Source organism: Streptomyces sp. GbtcB6 (assembly GCF_019091475.1).
GTDB classification, from domain to species: Bacteria; Actinomycetota; Actinomycetes; order Streptomycetales; family Streptomycetaceae; genus Streptomyces; species Streptomyces hyaluromycini.
In genome coordinates this window covers 330,398-349,269 of the sequence record NZ_JAGXJL010000004.1, presented here as the reverse complement: position 1 = coordinate 349,269, position 18,872 = coordinate 330,398, and the positions used below count along the sequence as shown (strand labels likewise).

16 protein-coding genes and 1 pseudogene are annotated in these 18,872 nt (G+C 69.7%); 4 read left to right on the top strand and 13 right to left on the bottom strand.

Annotated features, from left to right (window positions below; all coding sequences use genetic code 11):
• Nucleotides 1-22 precede the first annotated feature (22 nt).
• The 8 genes from KVT45_RS09490 to KVT45_RS09455 form a co-directional block, all read right to left on the bottom strand.
• Nucleotides 23-754 (bottom strand): TetR/AcrR family transcriptional regulator, encoded by a 732-nt coding sequence (locus KVT45_RS09490; RefSeq protein ID WP_217546195.1) that lies wholly within the window; start codon nt 752-754, stop codon nt 23-25.
• Nucleotides 755-907: 153 nt separating this feature from the next.
• Complete coding sequence (locus tag KVT45_RS09485; RefSeq protein WP_217546054.1) at nt 908-2,290, bottom strand: MFS transporter; 1,383 nt, start codon at nt 2,288-2,290, stop codon at nt 908-910.
• Between the two features lie 117 nt (nt 2,291-2,407).
• The gene (locus KVT45_RS09480; protein ID WP_217546053.1) at nt 2,408-4,696 is read right to left on the bottom strand and encodes a glycosyltransferase family 39 protein; all 2,289 of its coding nucleotides are present in this window, start codon (nt 4,694-4,696) and stop codon (nt 2,408-2,410) included.
• Entirely contained in the window at nt 4,693-6,198 is a 1,506-nt protein-coding gene (locus KVT45_RS09475) for a bifunctional glycosyltransferase family 2/GtrA family protein (RefSeq protein WP_217546052.1), read from the bottom strand. Before KVT45_RS09475 ends, KVT45_RS09480 begins: the two co-directional genes overlap by 4 nt.
• Nucleotides 6,199-6,212: 14 nt before the next feature.
• The gene (locus tag KVT45_RS09470; RefSeq protein ID WP_217546051.1) at nt 6,213-7,850 is read right to left on the bottom strand and encodes a HAMP domain-containing sensor histidine kinase; all 1,638 of its coding nucleotides are present in this window, start codon (nt 7,848-7,850) and stop codon (nt 6,213-6,215) included.
• Nucleotides 7,847-8,587: a response regulator transcription factor gene (locus KVT45_RS09465; protein WP_150134013.1), complete on the bottom strand. Its 741-nt coding sequence runs from the start codon at nt 8,585-8,587 to the stop codon at nt 7,847-7,849. Before KVT45_RS09465 ends, KVT45_RS09470 begins: the two co-directional genes overlap by 4 nt.
• Nucleotides 8,588-8,842: 255 nt before the next feature.
• The gene (locus KVT45_RS09460) at nt 8,843-9,727 is read right to left on the bottom strand and encodes a DUF2797 domain-containing protein (protein WP_217546050.1); all 885 of its coding nucleotides are present in this window, start codon (nt 9,725-9,727) and stop codon (nt 8,843-8,845) included.
• 176 nt (nt 9,728-9,903) lie between these two features.
• Nucleotides 9,904-10,272, bottom strand: a complete 369-nt coding sequence (locus KVT45_RS09455; RefSeq protein WP_217546049.1) for an HGxxPAAW family protein — start codon at nt 10,270-10,272, stop codon at nt 9,904-9,906.
• A 196-nt stretch (nt 10,273-10,468) separates the two neighbouring features.
• On the opposite strand from KVT45_RS09455, the gene KVT45_RS09450 reads away from it, so the two are divergent.
• A complete protein-coding gene (locus KVT45_RS09450) occupies nt 10,469-10,960 on the top strand; it encodes a MarR family winged helix-turn-helix transcriptional regulator (RefSeq protein ID WP_217546048.1) in 492 nt (163 codons plus the stop codon).
• A gap of 419 nt (nt 10,961-11,379) precedes the next feature.
• Here KVT45_RS09450 and KVT45_RS09445 read toward each other — a convergent pair whose 3' ends face one another.
• From KVT45_RS09445 to KVT45_RS09425, 5 genes are all read right to left on the bottom strand, one after another.
• Nucleotides 11,380-11,628: a hypothetical protein gene (locus tag KVT45_RS09445; protein ID WP_217546047.1), complete on the bottom strand. Its 249-nt coding sequence runs from the start codon at nt 11,626-11,628 to the stop codon at nt 11,380-11,382.
• A 90-nt stretch (nt 11,629-11,718) separates the two neighbouring features.
• Nucleotides 11,719-12,090: a VOC family protein gene (locus KVT45_RS09440; protein WP_217546046.1), complete on the bottom strand. Its 372-nt coding sequence runs from the start codon at nt 12,088-12,090 to the stop codon at nt 11,719-11,721.
• A gap of 88 nt (nt 12,091-12,178) precedes the next feature.
• Nucleotides 12,179-13,072, bottom strand: coding sequence for a tetratricopeptide repeat protein (locus KVT45_RS58050; protein WP_217546045.1), 894 nt, complete (start codon nt 13,070-13,072; stop codon nt 12,179-12,181).
• 992 nt (nt 13,073-14,064) lie between these two features.
• Complete coding sequence (locus tag KVT45_RS09430) at nt 14,065-15,591, bottom strand: FAD-binding oxidoreductase (RefSeq protein ID WP_217546044.1); 1,527 nt, start codon at nt 15,589-15,591, stop codon at nt 14,065-14,067.
• 239 nt (nt 15,592-15,830) lie between these two features.
• Entirely contained in the window at nt 15,831-16,220 is a 390-nt protein-coding gene (locus KVT45_RS09425; protein WP_217546043.1) for a hypothetical protein, read from the bottom strand.
• 280 nt (nt 16,221-16,500) lie between these two features.
• Here KVT45_RS09425 and KVT45_RS09420 point away from each other — a divergent pair, with 280 nt between their 5' ends.
• The 3 genes and pseudogenes from KVT45_RS09420 (at nt 16,501) to KVT45_RS09410 (ending at nt 18,820) form a co-directional block, all read left to right on the top strand.
• Nucleotides 16,501-17,265 carry a bifunctional DNA primase/polymerase gene (locus KVT45_RS09420; RefSeq protein ID WP_308310687.1) on the top strand — a complete coding sequence of 255 codons (765 nt, stop codon included), beginning with the start codon at nt 16,501-16,503 and terminating at the stop codon, nt 17,263-17,265.
• 87 nt (nt 17,266-17,352) lie between these two features.
• Complete coding sequence (locus KVT45_RS09415) at nt 17,353-17,679, top strand: hypothetical protein (RefSeq protein ID WP_217546041.1); 327 nt, start codon at nt 17,353-17,355, stop codon at nt 17,677-17,679.
• A pseudogene (locus tag KVT45_RS09410) lies at nt 17,676-18,820 on the top strand (DUF3631 domain-containing protein). Before KVT45_RS09415 ends, KVT45_RS09410 begins: the two are co-directional and overlap by 4 nt.
• Nucleotides 18,821-18,872: the final 52 nt, after the last annotated feature.

The following is an 18,872-nucleotide window of genomic DNA, read 5'->3' as shown; positions in this document are numbered from 1 at the left end:
TCGGACACAGCCCCGCGCCCCTTCAGGGGCGCTGCACCATGGCCTCGATTCCAGCGATCAGCAGATCCAGTGCGAACGTGAAGTCCCTGTCCAGCATCTCGGCGACGGTGTCGCCACCCCTTGCCGCCATGAGGTCCCTGGACTCCTCGATGATCTGGGCTGTCGCCGGGGCCTCGGTCACCGCGGTCATCGCGGTGCTGAAGTACTCGTCCGGGGTCATGCCGGCCGCCGCCACGCGCTCGGCGAAGTGGCCCTCGATCGTGCCGTAGCCGTAGACGAACTGGAAGACGGCCGAGATCGCGCCGGTCACGCCGTGCGCGGGCAGGCCGGCGCGGCGGACCACCTGCTGGACCACCCGGGAGAAGGCGAGCGAGTGGGGGCCGACGTTGAGGTATCGGCCGACCAGCGGGGAGAGCCAGGGGTGGCGGACCAGCAGGGCGCGGTACTCCGTGGCCAGCGCCCGCAGTTGCTCCCGCCAGTCGCCGACGGCGGCATCGGGCAGGGACAGCTCGCCGAAGGCCGCGTCGAGGGCGAGTTCGAGCAGGTCGTCCTTGGTGTCGACGTACCAGTACACGGACATGGCGGTCACCTTGAGCTCGGCCGCCAGCCGCCGCATGGAGAACTTGTCGAGCCCGTCGGAGTCGAGCAGCCGGACGGTGACGGAGGTGATACGGGCCCGGTCGAGACCGGACGGCTGACCGCCACGGCCGCCGCGGCGGTCCTTCTCCTCAAGCCACACACTGGCCCGCGCCATCACGACACCCTCCTCCACGACCACTTCTAAAGATGCTAAAGCTCCAACGCCCCGTCAGGGGCGCGGGACTGTGTCCGATATGCGGCTCCGCCGCGTGGGCGCGACCAGCCACAATCCACCCGCACCCGCCGCTGGACATGTACCCCCTCCCCACTAGGCGACATTCTTCTCCGCCTTCCTGAGAAGCGCCGCAGCCACGAACCCCCCGGCAACGACAGCCGCGGCCCCCACCAACTGCCCCGCCCCCAGCCCCGCCGACAGCGACTTCCCCGACGCCACCCAGGAACTGAGCACCGCGCCCAGCACGGCGACCCCCAACCCGTTCCCGAACTCGGCCAGCGTTCCGTTGATCCCGGCTCCCACCCCGGCCTTCTCCGGAGGGATCGCGCTCATGATGGCGTGGGCCATCGCGGGGTTGGCGATCGCGCACCCCGCGCCGATCAGCAGCAGACCGAGCAGCGTGCCGCCGTAACCGCTCGAATCGAGTACGGCGATGGACACCAGGCCCAGCGACATCAGCAGCATCCCCAGGGCTATTGCCACCGGCGTGCCCAGTCGCGTCGCCCACCTGGCCGACAGGCCGCTGAAGTTGAGGGCGACGACCGTCAGCGCGAGCGGCGCCGTCCGCAGACCCGCCTCCAACGGGCCGTAGCCGAGGACGAGTTGCAGGTGCTGGGTGAGGAGGAGCAGCGCTCCGCCCATGCCGAAGGTGATGAGGACCGCGCCGGCGACGGCACCCGTGAAGCGGCGGTCCCTGAAGAAGTGCGGGTCGAGCATGGGGTACGGGATCCGGCTCTCCCAGTACGCGAAGAGGCTCAGCACCAGCACCGCCACGGCGGCCGTGCCCAGCACCCGCGCCGACGTCCAGCCGTGCTCCGGGCCGGAGATGATCGCGAAGACCAGCGCGGCCATGCCGACCGTGGAGAGCAGCGCGCCGAGCAGGTCGGGGCGGTCGCCCTGAGGGTTCTTGGACTCGGGGACCAGGACGATGACGGCCGCCAGGGCCAGCGCGGCCACCGGGAGGTTGATCAGGAAGATCGCGCCCCACCAGAAGTGGTTGAGCATGAACCCGCCGATCAGCGGACCGGCGGCGAAGCCCAGCGCGTTGACCGCGCTCCAGATGCCGATGGCCTTGAAGTGCTCGTCGGGGGTGAAGACCTGCATCACCACGGCCAGGGTGGTCGTCAGCAGCAGCGCGCCGCCCACGCCCATGCCGGCCCGCGCCGCGACCAACTGGCCCGTCGAACCGGCCAGGCCCGCGGCCAGCGAACCCGCGCCGAACAGGACCAGGCCCGCCATCAGCATCTTCTTGCGGCCGTAGCGGTCGGCCGCGCTGCCCGCCGTGAGCAGCAGGCCGGACTGGACGAGCGAGTACGCGTTGATCATCCACTGGATGTCGGCGGTGGCCGCGTGCAGCTCCCGGGTGAGGGAGGGGATGGCCACGTTGAGGACGGTGTTGTCGAGCAGCACGGTCAGCTGCGCGAGACATATGACACCGAGGATCAGCCAGCGCTGGGGATGGCCCTGAGAAGTCATGTTGTACACCGTAAGGCAGTTACTATACAGCGTACAACGCGATTTCTCCCGGCACCCGCGGCACGGCAAAGGGCGGTGACCGGGGAGGTCACCGCCCTTGCGCCGCTCAGGAGTTGGTCAGCTGCTGCTCGCCTTCTGTGTGAGGTCGTAGAAGGTGGACGAACCCACCGTCACCTTCTTGAAGTTCTTCTCGACCCAGGAGGAGATCTGCGAGGACGTGCCGCTGCTGCTGCCGCCCATGCCACCGGTGCCGGAGGAGATGAAGTAGTGGATCTTGCCTTCGGCCACGTACTTCTCGAACTGGGCCAGCGTCGGGGACGGGTCGGTGCCGTTGAAGCCGCCGATCGCCATCACCGCGTCGCCGGTGGAGAGCTGGTAGCTCGCCGCGTTCTGGGCGCCGATGGCCGCCGCGACCCAGGTGTACTGGGAGGAGTTCTTCTGCAGCAGCGCCTTCGCCTCGGAGGTGACGGTCGCGCCGTTCAGCAGACCGCCGACGCCACCGCCGCCGGCCATGCCGCCGCCCTCGCCCATCCGGCCGCCGCCCGGGAAGCCGCCGGTGCCGTTCTGCGTGGTTCCGTTGCCGCCCTGCTGGTTCTGGCCCGGCATACCGCCGCCGAAGCCACCGGTGCCGCCGGTGCCGCCGCCCGGGAAGCCGCCGGTGCCGTTCTGGCCCTGACCCTGACCCTGCGTGGTGCCACCGCCGCCCGTGCCGCCGCCGAAGCCGCCCCGGCCGCCGCCGGGACCGCCACCGCCGCCGAAGCCCATCATGCTGGCGCCCGCCGGACCGGCCGTCGGGATGGAGCCGGTGTGCGCGGAGTTCACCGTGCTGAGGGTGTACGCCGTCGGGCCCGCCAGCGCGGCCACCAGGCCGACCGCGGCCGCACCGAGGGCGAGTTGACGCGAGATCCGGCCCGCGAAGATCAGGCCGAGCGCGGCGGCCAGACCGCCGATCAGGACCAGGTACTTCAGCCAGGGCAGGTAGGTGGAGGTCCGGTCGAGGAGGACGTAACCCCACACCGCGGCCGAGACCACGGCGGCGGCGAGGGTGATCGACGCCCACAGCTCGCTGCGCTTCTCCCAGAGGAGACCCGCGCCCATGCCGACCACGGCGGCGATGTAGGGGGCGAGGGCGACCGTGTAGTACTGGTGGAAGATGCCCGCCATGTAGCTGAACACGATCATGGTCATCAGCAGCGAACCGCCCCAGACCAGGAACGAGGCCCGGGTCACCGAGGTCCGCTTCAGCTTGCGGGTCGCCACCAGACCGGCGACGAGGAGGATCAGCGCGGCCGGGATCAGCCAGGAGATCTGGCTGCCGATCTCGTCGTTGAACATCCGGTTCCAGCCGGTCGCGCCCCACTGCCCGGTGCCGCCCGCGCCACCGCCGCCGCCGACACTGCCGGTCTCGTCGCCGCTGATGCGGCCGAGGCCGTTGTAGCCGAAGGTCAGCGACAGGAAGCTGTTGTCCTGCGAGCCGCCGATGTAGGGGCGGGAGGAGGCCGGCCACAGCTCGACGATCGCCACCCACCAGCCGCCGGAGACGACCAGCGCGCCCGTCGCCAGGGCCAGCTGCCCGATCCGCTTCTTCCACGTGTGCGGGCCGACGGCCGCGTACACGAACGCCAGCGCCGGCAGGATCAGGAACGCCTGCAGGGTCTTGGCGAGGAAGGCGAAGCCGATCGCCACACCCGCCCACACCAGCCACCTGGTACGGCCGTCCTCGACGGCCCGGACCACGAAGTAGCAGGCCAGCGCCATCAGCAGGGCCAGCATCGCGTCCGGGTTGTTGAACCGGAACATCAGCGCCGCGACGGGGGTGAGCGCGAGCACGGCGCCCGCGATCAGGCCGGCCGCGGGGCTGAACCGGCGGCGCACGGAGGCGTAGACGACCGCGACCGTGCCGACGCCCATCAGGACCTCGGGGCCGAGGATCGTCCAGGAGTTCAGGCCGAAGATCCGGGCCGCGATCTCCATCGGCCACATGAACGCCGAGGGCTTGTCCACGGTGATCGCGTTGCCCGCGTCCAGCGAGCCGAAGAACATCGCCTTCCAGCTCTTGGTGCCCGCCTGGACGGCGGCCGAGTAGAAGGAGTTGGAGTAGCCGTTGACGCTCAGGTTGTAGAAGTACAGCACCGCGGTGACGAGCAGCAGGCCGAGGAAGGCCGGGCGCGCCCAGCCGGGGTCCTCGGGGCGGCCGCGCCACAGTCTCCGGACGAAGGGCTGCTTCGGTTCGCCCGAGCCCGTCTGCGGCGCCGGCGCGGCCGGGGCGTCATGGCCGTCCGGCGCGTACTGCGACTGCGGCTGCTGCGGGTGCTGCTGCGGCTCCGGGGGAGCGGTGGGCGAAGCAGCGGGGGGTGCGGTCGGGGGCGGGCCCCACTGGGTCGCGGGGTCGGCGTTCGTACTCATCGGGGTTCCCCCGGGTCGGTGTCGTGGGGGCGCACCGGCTGCAACTGCATGGTGCTGTCCCTCCAGGTGCCGTCCGCGGCTTCACCGGCGCGGAACTGAGTGGTCGTGGTGCCGTTCTGGGCGTACGGCTGGTGCGTGGGGCGCTGCGGGAGCGGGCCCTGCGGCTGGTACGGGGCCGGGGTCCCGGTCATGTAGGTGGGGGACGCCGGGTTGTGCGTCGCCACCACCATCGAGTCCTGCCGACCGGAATCGGCGCCGGCGCCGTCGCGGTCCGGGAACACCCAGGCGCGGAAGAGCAGGAAGCGCAGCACGGTCGCCGCGAGGTTGGCGGCGATCAGCACCGCCAGCTCGGTGGAGTGCGAGGGGTCGCTGGTCGCCGCGTTCAGGGCGGCGAGGGAGCCGCTGGTGAGTGCGAGGCCGATACCGAAGACGACCAGGCCCTGCGCCTGGTGCCGGACCGCCCCGCCCCGGCCGCGCACCCCGAAGGTGAGGCGCCGGTTGGCGGCCGTGTTCGCCACCGCCGACACCAGAAGCGCGAGCGCGTTGGCTATCTGCGAACCGGAGAACTCCCGGAAGAGGCTGTAGAGGACCAGGTAGAAGAGGGTCGACAGGCCGCCGACCACGCAGAACCCGACGAGCTGGCGGGCCAGGCCCTTCGGCACGTCCTGGATGTCGCGGTCGCGCGGGTCGTCGCCGAACGGGCGGGCGACCCGGTCCAGCGGCAGCGAACCGGTGGCCAGGGCCTTGCCGACCCGCCACACGCCCTTGAGGTCCTCGGTCGCCGTCTTCACGATGTGCACGGTCGAGTTCGGGTCGTCGACCCAGTCGACCGGCACCTCGTGGATACGGAGGCCCGCGCGCTCGGCGATCACCAGCATCTCGGTGTCGAAGAACCAGCCGGTGTCCTCGACCATCGGCAGCAGCACCTGTGCGACATCGCGCCGGATCGCCTTGAAGCCGCACTGCGCGTCCGAGAAGCGGGCCTGCAGCGAGCCGCGCAGGATCAGGTTGTACGAGCGGCTGATGAACTCCCGCTTGGCGCCGCGCACCACGCGCGACGAGCGGGCCAGCCGGGAACCGATCGCCAGGTCGGAGTGGCCGGAGATGAGCGGCGCCACCAGCGGCAGCAGCGCGTTCAGGTCGGTCGACAGGTCCACGTCCATGTACGCGAGGATCGGCGCGTCCGAGGCCGACCAGACGGTCCGCAGCGCCCGGCCGCGGCCCTTCTGCTCCAGCCGGAACGACTTCACCTCGGCGATCTCCGCCTCAAGCTGCTTCGCCACCTGGGGGGTGGTGTCCGTGGACGCGTTGTCCGCGATGGTGATGCGGTACGCGTACGGGAAGGTGTGCTTGAGGTGCTCATGCAGTCTGAGGACGCATGGGCCGAGGTCCTTCTCCTCGTTGTAGACGGGGATCACAACGTCCAGGACAGGCGTTCCGGCATTGCCGGCCGGGAGGTGCTCCCGCGCCGGCAGGGTGCCGGGAGAAGAGTCGGTTCGCATGGCATCGACTCTCGTCAAGCGCCCTGTTGCACCCATGTGGTGGCACTGTGCTGTGCCTGTGAGTGCGATTGCCAATTCGTTTCGGGGGAAGGCTGGGGAGCCGCCGGGGCAAGCGCGGGCAGATAGAGGGTGAACACCGTACGGCCGGGCACGCTGTCCACGGTGACGGCGCCGCCGTGTGCGGTCGCGACGGCCTGCACGATGGCGAGCCCGAGTCCGGTGGACCCCGTGGACCGCGACCGCGCGGAGTCACCGCGCGCGAACCGCTCGAAGACGTGCGGCAGCAGATCCGGCGGGATGCCCTGCCCGTTGTCCTCGACGTCCACGCACATCCACGGCCCGCGCCGCTCGATGCGGGCGGTGACGGTGGTCCCCGGCGGGGTGTGCTTGCGCGCGTTGCCGAGCAGGTTGATCAGCACCTGCTGGATACGGGCCGCGTCGGCGGCGACCAGTGCCGGCTCGTCGGGCAGATCGAGGCGCCAGTTGTGGTCCATGCCTGCGGCACGCGTGTCGCTGATCGTGTCGACGACGAGCGGGATGAGGTCGGTGTGCTCGAACTGCAGCGGCCGCCCCGCGTCCAGCCGGGCGAGCAGCAGCAGGTCCTCGACGAGGAGGGTCATCCGCCCGGCCTCGGACTCGATACGGCCGAGGGCGTGCCGGGTGTCGGGCCCGACCTGCTCCCGCCCGCGCCGGGTGAGCTCGGCGTAGCCGCGGATGGAGGCGAGCGGGGTCCGCAGCTCGTGACTGGCGTCGGCGACGAACTGCCGTACCCGCATCTCGCTCTGCTGGCGGGCGTGCAGGGCGCCGTGCACGTGGTTGAGCATCCGGTTGAGCGCGGAACCGACCTGGCCGACCTCGGTGTGCGGGTCGCACTCGGTGTCCGGCACCCGCTCGCTGAGGTTCACCTCTCCGGTGTGGAGGGTGAGCTCGGAGACACGGGTGGCGGTGGTGGCGACCCGGCGCAGGGGGCGGGTGGCGACGCCGACGATGACGGTGCCGGCGAGGGTGGCGGCGATCAGGCCGGAGACGGTGAGGCTGATCTCGACGATGATCAGGGTGTTGATGGTGCCGTCGGCGTCGGAGGTCGGGATACCGACGTAGAAGGTGCCCTTGTTGCCCGTGACGTACTGGACCTTGTAGGTGCCGAGGCCGGGGATGTCGACCGTGTGCGGCCTCTGGTCCTGGGCGACGGAACCGATCACCTTGAGCTGGGCCTCGCTCAGGGTCCCGGGGGTCATCTGGGTGTAGCCGGCCGAGTTGTTCTCCTTGTTGCCGACCTTGCCGCTGGTGACCGACCCGTTCTCGACCGTGGCCGCGATGGTCTTCTGCGGCTGGGGACCGCGGGTGACGAATTCCTCGAGGACGGACGTCTGCGTCGGCTTGAGCGTCTTGCCGGCGCCGGGGAGGTCGGTGCCGTTGCCTTTGCCGTCGGGACCGCCGATCGGTCCGCCCGACAGGCGTGCGGCGGCCTCCTTCAGGGAGCCGTCCAGCTGCCCGTACAGGTGGTCGCGCAGTACGAGGGTGGTGACGGTCCCGATCACCGCGCAGACCACGGCGATCAGCGTCACCGACACGACGACGAGCCGAGTCCGCAGGGTGCGCGGCTTTCCCGCTCGTCGCTTCTGCGTACGCGGCCGTCGTCGCCCGCTCATGACGCGGCTGGCTTGATCAGGTAGCCGGCGCCACGCCGGGTGTGGATCATCGGCTCACGGCCGGCGTCGATCTTCCGTCGCAGGTACGAGATGTAGAGCTCGACCACATTGGCCTGCCCGCCGAAGTCGTACGACCACACACGGTCGAGTATCTGGGCCTTGCTGAGCACGCGCCGCGGGTTGCGCATCAGGAAGCGCAGCAGCTCGAACTCGGTGGCGGTGAGGTGGATCGACTCCCCGGCCCGCGAGACCTCGTGGCTGTCCTCGTCCAGGGTGAGGTCACCGACGACGAGCACGGAGTCGGAGCGCCGGTCGGCGGCACCGGAGCGGCGGATGAGCCCGCGCAGCCGGGCGACGACCTCTTCGAGGCTGAACGGCTTGGTGACGTAGTCGTCGCCACCCGCGGTCAGCCCCGCGATCCGGTCCTCGACCGCGTCCTTCGCGGTCAGGAACAGCACCGGCACGTCCGGCAGTTCGCGCCGCAGGCGCCCCAGCACGGTGAGGCCGTCCATGTCGGGCAGCATCATGTCGAGGACGACGGCGTCGGGCCGGAACTCCCGGGCGGTCTGTATCGCGCCCTGCCCGTCACCGGCACTCCGGATCTGCCAGCCCTCGTAACGGAGGGCCATGGAAAGGAGTTCGGTGATCGACAGCTCGTCGTCCACCACAAGCACTCGGACGGGGCTCCCGTCCGGCCTCAGCAGTTCGGTGCGCCCCTGGGGCGAGGTCGTGGTCATGGTGGACACCTTGTCCGGGTCCTCTGAGAACACGCTTTCACTAATCTGTGATTTCCCTAAGAAACACACAGGCGCCTCTCAGGGAACGCCTGGGAATCCCATCACATGTGCATGAACTCGTGACCACGCTCGCGCGGAGCTGTGCGGACCATGTCCGTCCGGGGCGCACTACGGACCGTTGATGAAGTGCTGATGAGCCGCTGATGAGAGCGTACCGAGCCGGCTCGGGTACCGCGCGGTGAGGCTCCCCCGGGTTCAGAAGAGCCCGTCCTGGGGTGCCGCGAACTCCCTTACGGGCACCCTGACTTGCCCTTCTTCCCCGGCCCCGGCGGCGGTCAGCTCCCACCCGGGCAGCAAGCGCGTGTCAAGGACGACCACCCCGCGCCGGGTGGCGAGATGCAGATCCGGCCCGGCCGCCGCGACCAGCTCCCCGCTCACCACACCGCCCGGGACCAGTTCGGCCACCTCTCCGACGGCGGCGGAAACCCCGTCCAGCCCGAACACCCGCACATGGTCGACGACTTGGCAGGGCTCCGGGACGAGCGACTCGGGCCAGCCGCCGAGCGCGACAGAAAGCGCGTGCAGTTCCTCGATCTCGGCCGCCCGCTCGGCCGGGGTCGCCGGCAGCAGGGCACGTACGACGCGCTTGTCGCCGTACGGGATCCGGTCCGGCACCCGGAGAGCCGCCCGCAGCAACTCCTCCGCCCGCCGGGCGGCCATCAGCGGCCCGGCACCGAGCCAGCTGAAGCACACGGCCCCCTGCTCCAGCAGCCGGGCCGGCCCCCGCTCGACGGCCGTGATCCCCACCTTGACCATGCCGGGCCCGAACCACGCCAGATACACGTGGTACGGCCGGGGATCGTCGGCGAGGGTGTCGGCGGCCACGGAGTGCGCCCGGTCGAGCCGCGCACACTCCTCGCACCGGGCGCCGGTACTCCTGCCGGACACGGGTGCCCTGGTCGGGCAGGCGTGTCCCCGCGCTCCCACGCACTCCCGCACGCCCCGGGCCGCGGCCCCTTCCGCGACCCCGAAGGCCACGCGCTTCCCCCGGGCGAGCGGACTGCGCCGCCCGCCGCTCCACACCAGCACGGGTCCGTCGTCCGACCACCGCAGCCCCGAGCATTTCCACACCTGTGCCATCACTCGCGAGGGTAGAGGGCGGCACTGACAACGGCTCGGGGCGACCGGCTACGGCTCGGGGAGACCGACGACAGCTCGGCGTCAGCCGACGACAGCCCGCAGCGACCGCCGGCAGCCCGCGGCAGCTGACTTGGACGGGGCCGGGGCCCGGGGGAGGGATCCTCAGCCTCTCCCGATCAGCTGCCGGCGTCCGCGGTCGCCGGTTCCGCCTCTCCGGAGGCGGACACCGGCCGGAGCGCCGACGCGGTACGCCGCCCCCGGCCGGCCAGCCGGCAGGAGACGCATCCGGGGTGGCCGTCGCGGGCGCCGGTGTCCCGCACCCCGAGGGGCCACTGTGCCCGGGGCCGCGGCCCCGGCGGCTTGCCCCACCCCGCCAGATGCAGATACCAGGTGACCAGGACGCTCACGGCACACACCGCGAGCCCCGCGACCAGGGCGGCGGCCGAGACCGTACACACGCCCCAACCCAGCAGACCGCTTCCGACGGTCGCGATCGCGGTACCGGTCCACCCTGCCACCGTGTGGCCTTCGTCGTGCTGACTCACGTACCCGTCTCCCGTTCATAGGCAGCGGAAACACACAGTCCGACGTGAGGGCGACTAGAATCCCTCACCAGGTAAGAAATTTACTACCCACACTTCTCACGCACTAAGAGAATCCGGGGATCCGACAATCCGAGGGTCCCGGAACCCAAAGGCACTCGGTCACTCGGTCATCTCGAACGACGAATCGGGAACGCACATGCACGGCAAGCCGCGACCGGCCGCCGACGCTGCCCGGGCACTGTCCGCCATGGACCACCTCATCGCGGCCCATGTGATCGGCCAGCAGGAACTGGCCCGGCGGCTCGGAGTGAACGTCACCGACCTCACCTGCTTCGCCTTCGTCCTGGAGGCGGGCGCCGACCTGCTGACGGCGGGCGACCTGGCCGCGCGCGCCCATGTGACGACGGGCGCGGTGACGGGCATCCTCAACCGCCTGGAACGCGCGGGCTACGTCACCCGCCGGCCCGACCCCGACGACCGCCGCCGGGTCCGCGTCGCCGCGGTCCCGGAAGCCGTCACCCGAGTCGAAGCGGTGTACGCCGGCCACTACGCACGCCTCACCGAACTGTTCGCCGACTACACCCCCGACGAACTCGCCACCCTCACGGACTGGTTCACCCGGGCCACCGCCCTGGCCCACGACTACTTGGAGAAGCTCAACAGGAACGACTCGGCGGAGCCCTGCTGAACTCGCGGCGCGAAGCCGTCCCACGCCCCTGTCTCGGGCAGTACCGCGAACGCGACCGCGCGATCGTCGCCCAGCAGCACGAAGAGGCCGGGTGTCTCCAGTTACTCCCGGAACACCGTCCACTCGATGGTGCTGGACGCCAGCTCGCCGGTGGTGACCGCGCCTTGGCCGTCGGCCACTTTGCGGGTCTGCCCGTACGGCTCCGTGAAGTCGGCCATCCCACGGACCATGGCACGCGCCCTTCGCACAACGCCCCAGGACGTGACCGCCACACCGAGTACCAGCGTGATGATCCCGACGGTCGGCCGGGTGCCGGCGAAGACCACGTCAGCCGATAGCCGATAGCCGAACTCGACGGCTGCCGCAGCCGTGCCGGGGTGTGCCACCGGGCGGAAACCCGGCCGCCGCTGGTACCGCTTTCAGCGCGGTTCCCGTGGTTCCCGCGATTCCCTGTGCTTCCTGCGCTGCGTACGCCGCATGGCACTCACGCTGCCGACGATTGCCACGAACGCGGTCCCGCCGATCGAGATGTTGATGCTCGACGCGTCGGGGAGACGGTGACGCTGGACCCAGTAGATCCCGTCGGCCAAGGCGAGCCCCGCCAGGCAGGCGGTCCAGATCAACAGAGCTTTGGATGCGAACAGTCGGAAACCTCTGCCGGCGGCCATGGAGTCATGTTGCGGCCACGCTGCAGCGCCTGGCCAGAGTTCTGCGAACCGCACAGCGCTCGACCGGCTTCGACCGCGTGACTCCCAGGGCTAGCCGATGAGGGTCTCCTTCGGACGGACCACACAGAACTCGTTCCCCTCCGGATCGGCCAGCACCGTCCACGACTCGTCACCGCTCTGTCCGACGTCCGCTCTGCGAGCGCCGAGTGCGAGGATCCGCTCGATCTCGGCCTCCCGGTCTTCCGCCGGGGAGGTCAGATCGAGGTGCAGGCGGTTCTTGACGACCTTGCGATCGGTCACCGGCATGAAGCAGATTCCCACCGGGGCCGTCTCGTCCGGCCCGATCACCACCTCCCGCTCCCGCTCGGAGAGGACCCGCCAGCGCAGCACCTCGGCCCAGAACCGGGCCAGGGCGGGAAGATCGTGGGCGTCTATGACGATGTGATGCAACGAGACAGGCATGCCGAACAGTGTTCCCCTCCAAGGGCACGGACAGACCGGAGCCGGTTCCCGTCGAACACTGCCGTCGAGGCAAAAGCCAGAGGCCGGGTCAGGGCGCTGTAGCGCTCGTTGCCCGCACCAGCAGTTCTCGGGCATCGCGTACGCACGCGTGGTCGGGGCTGAACAGTTCCGTGAGAGCGGTGATGGTGTCGCGGGCGGCCTGGGCCGCCTCGTCGTGGCGTTCGAGGCCCAGGAGAGCCTCGGCCGTGGGGACGCCGGCGGTGTGGGCCTCGGCGGCGTCGAAGTGTCGAGAGGTGGTGTAGGCCTGGCGGGCACTGGTCACGCAGTCGAGGGCCTCGGCGTAGCGGCCTTGCGCGCTGAGTGAGTGGGCGAGGCTCTGCTCCAGGGAGAAAACCAAGTCGCCTCTGTCGTCCTGGCGCACCCGCATGGCCGCCAGGGCTTTGCGTGCGGCCGACTCCGCCTCCTCTGGCCGTCCTTGGCGGGTGAGGGCGTAGGAAAGTGAGTGTGTCGCGATCCACCGCACGAAGAGGCCTGTGGGCGCGGGTGTGAACACGCTCCGCTCGATGATGGCACGCGCATCGGTTTCGGCCTCTCCGAACCGGCGCAGGTGACACAGTTCGGAGGAGCGCAGGGCCCGCACGCTGAGCCACGCCGAGCTGAGCTCGTCGACGTGTTCCCCGAGCTGATCGCCAACGGCTTCGTACGCGCGAGCGGCTTCCTCGTGGCGGCCCAGACGGGACAGGCTGGCGGCGTGCAGCCGCAGCAGGATCGGAGTGGCCCGGTCGGTCAGGGCCCGGCCTCGGATTTTCCGAAGTCGCCGGAACCCTGCCTCCGCCTCGGCTACGGGACCGGTATGAAGCAGTCCGACGCTCAGCTGGTACAGGGCCAGCTGCGTCGCACGATTCCCGTCACCGAGGCGACTCTCGGCCTCGGCCAGGCACTCGCGTAGCTCGGCCTGAGCCTCATCCGAAATCGCGCCCACTCCGCCGGAGGGGACGGCCCGCTCGATGCGTTGTACGAGAGCCTCTGCCTCCAGGGCCGCCGTGTCCGCGGGCCGTCGCTTAAAGATCCCCACCCTGGCCTCCCCCTGACCCTCCGAGCCGGCACTGATCCTGTCATGCAGCTCCCCGACGACGACCCGGCAGGCCCGCACCACATGGAGGAGGCTCGACGGCTGCTTCGCTCCGCTTCTGTCCGCCAGCGTTGAACTCAGCTGTTGATGTCAGCCGCAACAGAGCCGGATGATCAGCTCAGGGCCGGACCGCGTCCATACCCAGTGCGCGGGCGCGGAGCACCGCCGCTGGCCCAGCACTCCAAGCGCCGGTGGCCCTGACTCTGCACATTGCTGAAGCCGAAACGCAAAAGGCCCCGGATCTCTCCGGGGCCTCTCACCTGTGTGCACTCGGCAGGATTCGAACCTGCAACCTTCTGATCCGTAGGCGCGTGCAGGTCGCAGTCGATCAAGTCCCAGAAGCCATCCAATGCACCAACGTCGCACCTTGCTTCAGGTAACCGTCCGTGACTATGCACCGCTGTCCGTGCTTGTTGATGTCAGCTGCTGATGTCAGCACCGCGCGTCCGCGCCGAGGACCGCATCCGCGCCGCCCGTTCCACCGGCCTGCGCAACCTGCCCTGCACGACACGCCCCAGAGCCAGATCTGGCTGGAGATCATCCAGATCGCCCTCGACCGGCTCGATGCTCTGCCCAACCCTGGCTGACCAGCAGCATCCCATCCCTGCTACCAGCACCATCACAACCGGAGCCGTGGAACCCGGCGCCCACCCGGCACGACAGCGGGACCATCAGCCCTGCCCGCAAGCAGAAATCTTCACTCTGAACGAGCAAAGGGATCGTCAGCAAGCTGACGATCCCTCATGCAAGATCGAGGCTAACGACACCCTTCGACTGCGTCGGACCCTTCTGCGTGAAAGGCCGAGCCTGACCGGGGCGGGGCCCCGACGGCGAACTGTCGATCAGCGTGACGCGGGCGGGATGCTCTGCTCGTACTGGAAGACGTTGGAGGGGTCGTACTTCGCCTTGATCTCGCGCAGCCGCTCGAAGTGGCGGCTCCCCCAGTAGGCGGTCTCCCACTCCTGCATGCCGACGTTCGGCACGTTGACGTAGGCGCCGTCCACGAAGCTGCGCATCGCCTGGCTGAATTCGGCGGTCCAGGCCTGGCACGTCGAGGTGAGCGGGTCGCAGACGCCTGGTGTCGTTGAAGGAGTCCCCCAGGCTGCGCCGATCTCGCCGTAGAAGATCGCGTCGCGGTGCACGAACGCGGTGCCGCCGCGGGGCTCCTTCTTGATCGCCCCGCCGAAGGCATCGACGAAGTAGTTGCTGTCCTCCGTGGGAGCGTTTCGCATGTAGTAGCCGATGACGTCGATCGCCTTCTTCGGGAACAGCTTCTTGGCGAACTGTGAGAAGAACTTCACGTTGGCGGGCTCCTGCGAGCGCGGGACCTGGGCTCCGGCAAAGATGGGGCCCCAGTTACCGACCTGCACCTTCACATCGGGCGTGCCGATCGACAGGATCGGGGCCAGCATCTTTCTGGCCTCTGCCGCCGTGCCCTCCGCGAGCCACGCGAACAGCAGGATCTGGGACTTGTGGATCTCGACTTCGGATCCGAGGCGGTTGTCGGCGAACGGTACCGTACGCTGCCATGCATCGAAGATCCCATGCAGGTCCGTAAGGCCGTCCCAGGTCGCCTGCACATAGGCGATGCGCTTGAGCGGGTGCACCTTGTAGGTGAGTTGCGTGACGATTCCGAAGTTGCCGTTTCCCGCCCCACGGAGCGCCCAGAGCAGGTCTGAGTGGTCCTTCAGGTCGGCATGGATCACCTCGGCGCAGTCGCGACCCGACGGGACGACGACCTCGGTCCCGATCAGGCTGTCACAGGCCATGCCGAGCCAGCGGTTGAGGGGGCCAAGGCCGCCGCCGACCGTCGCACCGACCAAGCCGACGCTGCCCTCGCTTCCGGTCGTGACCGCGAGGTCCTGCTTGGCGAGCGTCGTCACCGCTTCCAACTGGGTCAGGCCGGCGCCGACCGTCGCGGTACGAGCGTCGGTGTCGATGTGGACCGACTTGAGCTGGCTGACGTCGATCACGATGCCGTTGTCGATGTTCGACCAGCCCTCCAGGGCGTGGCGGCCGCTGCGTACCCGCAGTGCGACGTTGTGCTGCCGCGCCCAGGTGAGGGCGTTCACCACGTCCTGGGTCTCCTGGGCGAAGACGATGACCAGCGGGTAGTGAGAGAACAGCTGGTCGTAGTCGATGCGATCATCCGTGTACGAGGCGTCACCGGGGCGGACGACGCGACCGGTCAGCTTCGCCGGCGGACATCCCGACGACCCTTTAGTCGGGTCGCTCGCGGCCAGAAGGTCCGAGGTGCTCGCGGCCGCAATGTCCGGCGCGCCTGCGGCCGTAAGGCCCGGGATGACGATCGCCCCGGCGCCGGCGGCCGCTGACGCCCTGAGCAGGTAGCGGCGGGAACAATCGTTCAAGGTCCAGATCCTCTCGATCGGGCTACGCCGCTACGCGGCTGACGGAGCCCTTACCCGCCAGCCGCCGGGCAGTCCTTTGTGGTCGACCCCCGCACGGTAACGGGGCGACCATGCGGTGTTTCCCGACACGCCAATGGAGGACGATGACGACAGCCTGAAGGAGTAACTCAGCGGGATCCCGTCATAACCGGTTTGGGATGCACCGCGTCCTGCTCGAAGCTATCCCTTGGTCCAAACGGTCAGAATACGCGGGTGCTCTCAAAGATGATGGGCTCGCCGATCTTGCTAGTCAGGTCAGCATCTCGCAATGGCCCGACGAATCGGCTTTGTGACGGCTTCGGCGGAGTTGCAGAGCTAGCCTCCTCGGCCGACTGGTAGCAACGGTCCAGCCAGCTCTCAGCCGCGGGAAAAACGTTGATCGCAGGTTCCAGTTGTTTCCTCGCCTGAATCCAACTAGTGATGAACTGTACTTCCAACTGGGCCTTCTCCAGCAGCGCCTTATGGCGGAACCCGAAATCCCTTTCCCTCCAGCGATCCTGGGCCATAAGTCCTGCTGTGCCGACCGCTGCGGTGACGATGGGGACCATCAGTGCGGTCGCCGCCTGGATAGTAACTTCACCGATGGTCATGCAGAAACCTTATGTCCGCGGGTTTCCCCTCGTGAGAGCTATCGCCGGCATGTCACCCGGAAGACCATGAGGAAACGTCTCGACAGGCTAATGCGCGTCTTCAACCTCGTTCATTCCCCTACTTCGGTCCAGCGCGTGAACCGCTGCGGACGGCGCCGGACGGGGGAGCATGAGACGGAGCATCGCAGGATTGACCTGCGCTTACGGGTCCGTTGTCAGTCGCGGGCGAGCGGCTTCATGGCCGCGGTCACGGACGCGGCATCGTTCCCCTGTAGGAGGTGTGGTCCGTAGCCTTCTAGGCAACGTCGATGCCCAGTGCCATGTCCGCGCCGCGTGGGCGCGGGCCCCGTTCAACGTCGGCATCGCAACCGGTCCGTCCGGGCTGCTCGTGGTCGACCTGGACGTACCCAAGAGCCAGAACAGGAAGGGCAGTTCGGACGCGCCTGACGGCGCGGCGACCTTCGCAGCGCTCTGCGAGCGCGCCGGGCACGACGTCCCCGACACCTACCGGGTGCGGACCGCGAGCGGCGGCATGCACTTGTACTTCACCGCCCCGGCCGGCGTCCGCCTCACCAACACCACCGGGACCGTGGCCCGTTCGGTCGACACCCGGGCATGGGGCGGGTACATCGTCGCCGCCGGCAGCACCACCCCCACCGGAGCCTACGAAGCCCTGAGCGCCCCCGAGGCAGCCCCGCTGCCTCTCTGGCTCCAAACCATCCTGCAACCCGCCCTCAAGCCCGCACAGACCCCCTCAGGCGTAGCAGCGGGGCAATCACGCCGATATGCGGATGTAGCACTCGCCAACGAGACACGGAACGTCGCCGGGGCCCAACCCGGGGCGCGGGAAAGCGCGTTGTTCCGGGCCGCGCGCGCTCTGGGGCGCTTCATCGCGTGGGGCGACCTCCCCCGGCACGTGGTCGAGCAGGCTCTTCAGGAGGCGGGGCAGGGGGCCGGTCTGTCCGCCGCCGAGTGCCGCTCCACCCTCCGCAGCGCCCTGGACTGGTCCATCACCCACAACTCCGGGCGCCGGGAGGCGGCATGAGCCCTCGCTCCCGCCCCCCTCCTGAAGAGCATCACCACCACCCCGGGCGGCCCGCACGCCGCTCCACAGCCTGTGGACACCGCAGCCGTGGGCGAACCGAAGGACGTCGCCCGCAAGGGCGTCCGAACTGCCCTTCGCCCTGACCCGCAGACCACCGACCCGGCCGACCCGACGCCGGAACGGCCCGGGATCCGGATCTACGCCCCGCCGGTCTACCGCGATCACGACGACGGGGCCCGCTGGTCCAAGCGCTACGGCGACACCCCCACCGCCGCCTACGCCTGGCCCTGCGGACAGACAGGCACCGCCACCGGCCCCCGCACCGTCCCCGCCCTGATCACGGAATACGAGGTGCACAAGCAGGTGTGCGACGGCACGCCCGCATCCCACACGGAAGGAAGGGCCGCCGCATGACCCCCACCATCGACGGGGCCACGCTGCTCAACGACGTCGAGGCGTTCCACCGCCGGTTCAACGTCTTCCCCACCGAAGCCGCCTACGTCGCCGTCGCCCTGTGGGACGCCCACGCGCACCTGCTCGACCGCTTCGACTCCACCCCCCGCCTGGCCTTCCTCTCCCCGGAACCGGGGTCGGGGAAGTCCCGCGCGCTGGAGATCGTGGAAACCCTCGTGCCCGCCCCCATGACGGCCGTCAACGCGTCCGCCGCCGCCCTGTTCCGGTCAGTGTCCAACCCGCAGGGCCGGCCCACCATCCTGTTCGACGAGATCGACACCGTCTTCGGCCCGAAGGCAGGCGACAACGAGGAACTGCGCGGATTCCTGAACGCCGGCCACCGCCGCACCGGAGTCACCTACCGGTGCATCGGCGACGGCGGGAACCAGACCGTCCAGGCCTTCCCCTCGTACTGCGCCGTCGCGGTCGCCGGCCTCGGCTCGCTGCCCGACACGATCATGACCCGGTCGGTCATCATCCGGATGCGCCGACGGGCCCGCAACGAACGCGTGGAATCCTTCCGGGCCCGCGTCCACGAGGCGGAAGGGCACAAGCTCCGTGACCGGCTCGCCCAATGGGCCGAACACGCGCAGGGGCTCGTCATGGGCGCCTGGCCCGACATGCCCGACGGGGCACCGACCGGCCCGCCGACGTGTGGGAGCCCCTGCTCGCCATCGCGGACGCAGTCGGCGGCGATTGGCCCGAGCAGGCCCGGAAGGCGTGCGTGACGCTGGTGACCGCGTCCAAGGCCAACGACGAAGGCAGCCTCGGCATCCGGCTGCTCGCCGACCTGCGCGACCACGTCATGGCCGGCATCGACCGCCTGCCCACCGTCGCCATCCTGGACCGGCTCAACGCCCTGGACGACGCACCCTGGGCCGATCTGCACGGCAAGCCGCTCGACAACCGCAGGTTGTCGCGGATGCTCGCCGAGTACATGACGGCGGACAACGAGCCGATCGCCTCCCGCAACATCAAGACCGCCGGGAGCGTCCTCAAGGGCTGCTACGCCACCGATCTGCACGACGCGTGGGCCCGCTACTGCCCCCCACCCCCGGAAAGTCCGCTACCTCCGCTACCCGGCACCGAAAACCAGGCCTGACCAGCAACAACGCGGTAGCGGCAACGGCCCCGAGTTGCCGCTACCGCGCCGC

Bases quoted from the DNA above. Each gene is read 5' to 3' on its own strand.
- KVT45_RS09490 (WP_217546195.1), bottom strand. From the start codon at position 754: ATGGCGCGGGCCAGTGTGTGGCTTGAGGAGAAGGACCGCCGCGGCGGC.
- KVT45_RS09485 (WP_217546054.1), bottom strand. From the start codon at position 2,290: ATGACTTCTCAGGGCCATCCCCAGCGCTGGCTGATCCTCGGTGTCATA.
- KVT45_RS09480 (WP_217546053.1), bottom strand. From the start codon at position 4,696: ATGAGTACGAACGCCGACCCCGCGACCCAGTGGGGCCCGCCCCCGACC.
- KVT45_RS09475 (WP_217546052.1), bottom strand. From the start codon at position 6,198: ATGCGAACCGACTCTTCTCCCGGCACCCTGCCGGCGCGGGAGCACCTC.
- KVT45_RS09470 (WP_217546051.1), bottom strand. From the start codon at position 7,850: ATGAGCGGGCGACGACGGCCGCGTACGCAGAAGCGACGAGCGGGAAAG.
- KVT45_RS09465 (WP_150134013.1), bottom strand. From the start codon at position 8,587: ATGACCACGACCTCGCCCCAGGGGCGCACCGAACTGCTGAGGCCGGAC.
- KVT45_RS09460 (WP_217546050.1), bottom strand. From the start codon at position 9,727: ATGGCACAGGTGTGGAAATGCTCGGGGCTGCGGTGGTCGGACGACGGA.
- KVT45_RS09450 (WP_217546048.1), top strand. From the start codon at position 10,469: ATGCACGGCAAGCCGCGACCGGCCGCCGACGCTGCCCGGGCACTGTCC.
- KVT45_RS09445 (WP_217546047.1), bottom strand. From the start codon at position 11,628: ATGGCCGCCGGCAGAGGTTTCCGACTGTTCGCATCCAAAGCTCTGTTG.
- KVT45_RS09440 (WP_217546046.1), bottom strand. From the start codon at position 12,090: ATGCCTGTCTCGTTGCATCACATCGTCATAGACGCCCACGATCTTCCC.
- KVT45_RS09425 (WP_217546043.1), bottom strand. From the start codon at position 16,220: ATGACCATCGGTGAAGTTACTATCCAGGCGGCGACCGCACTGATGGTC.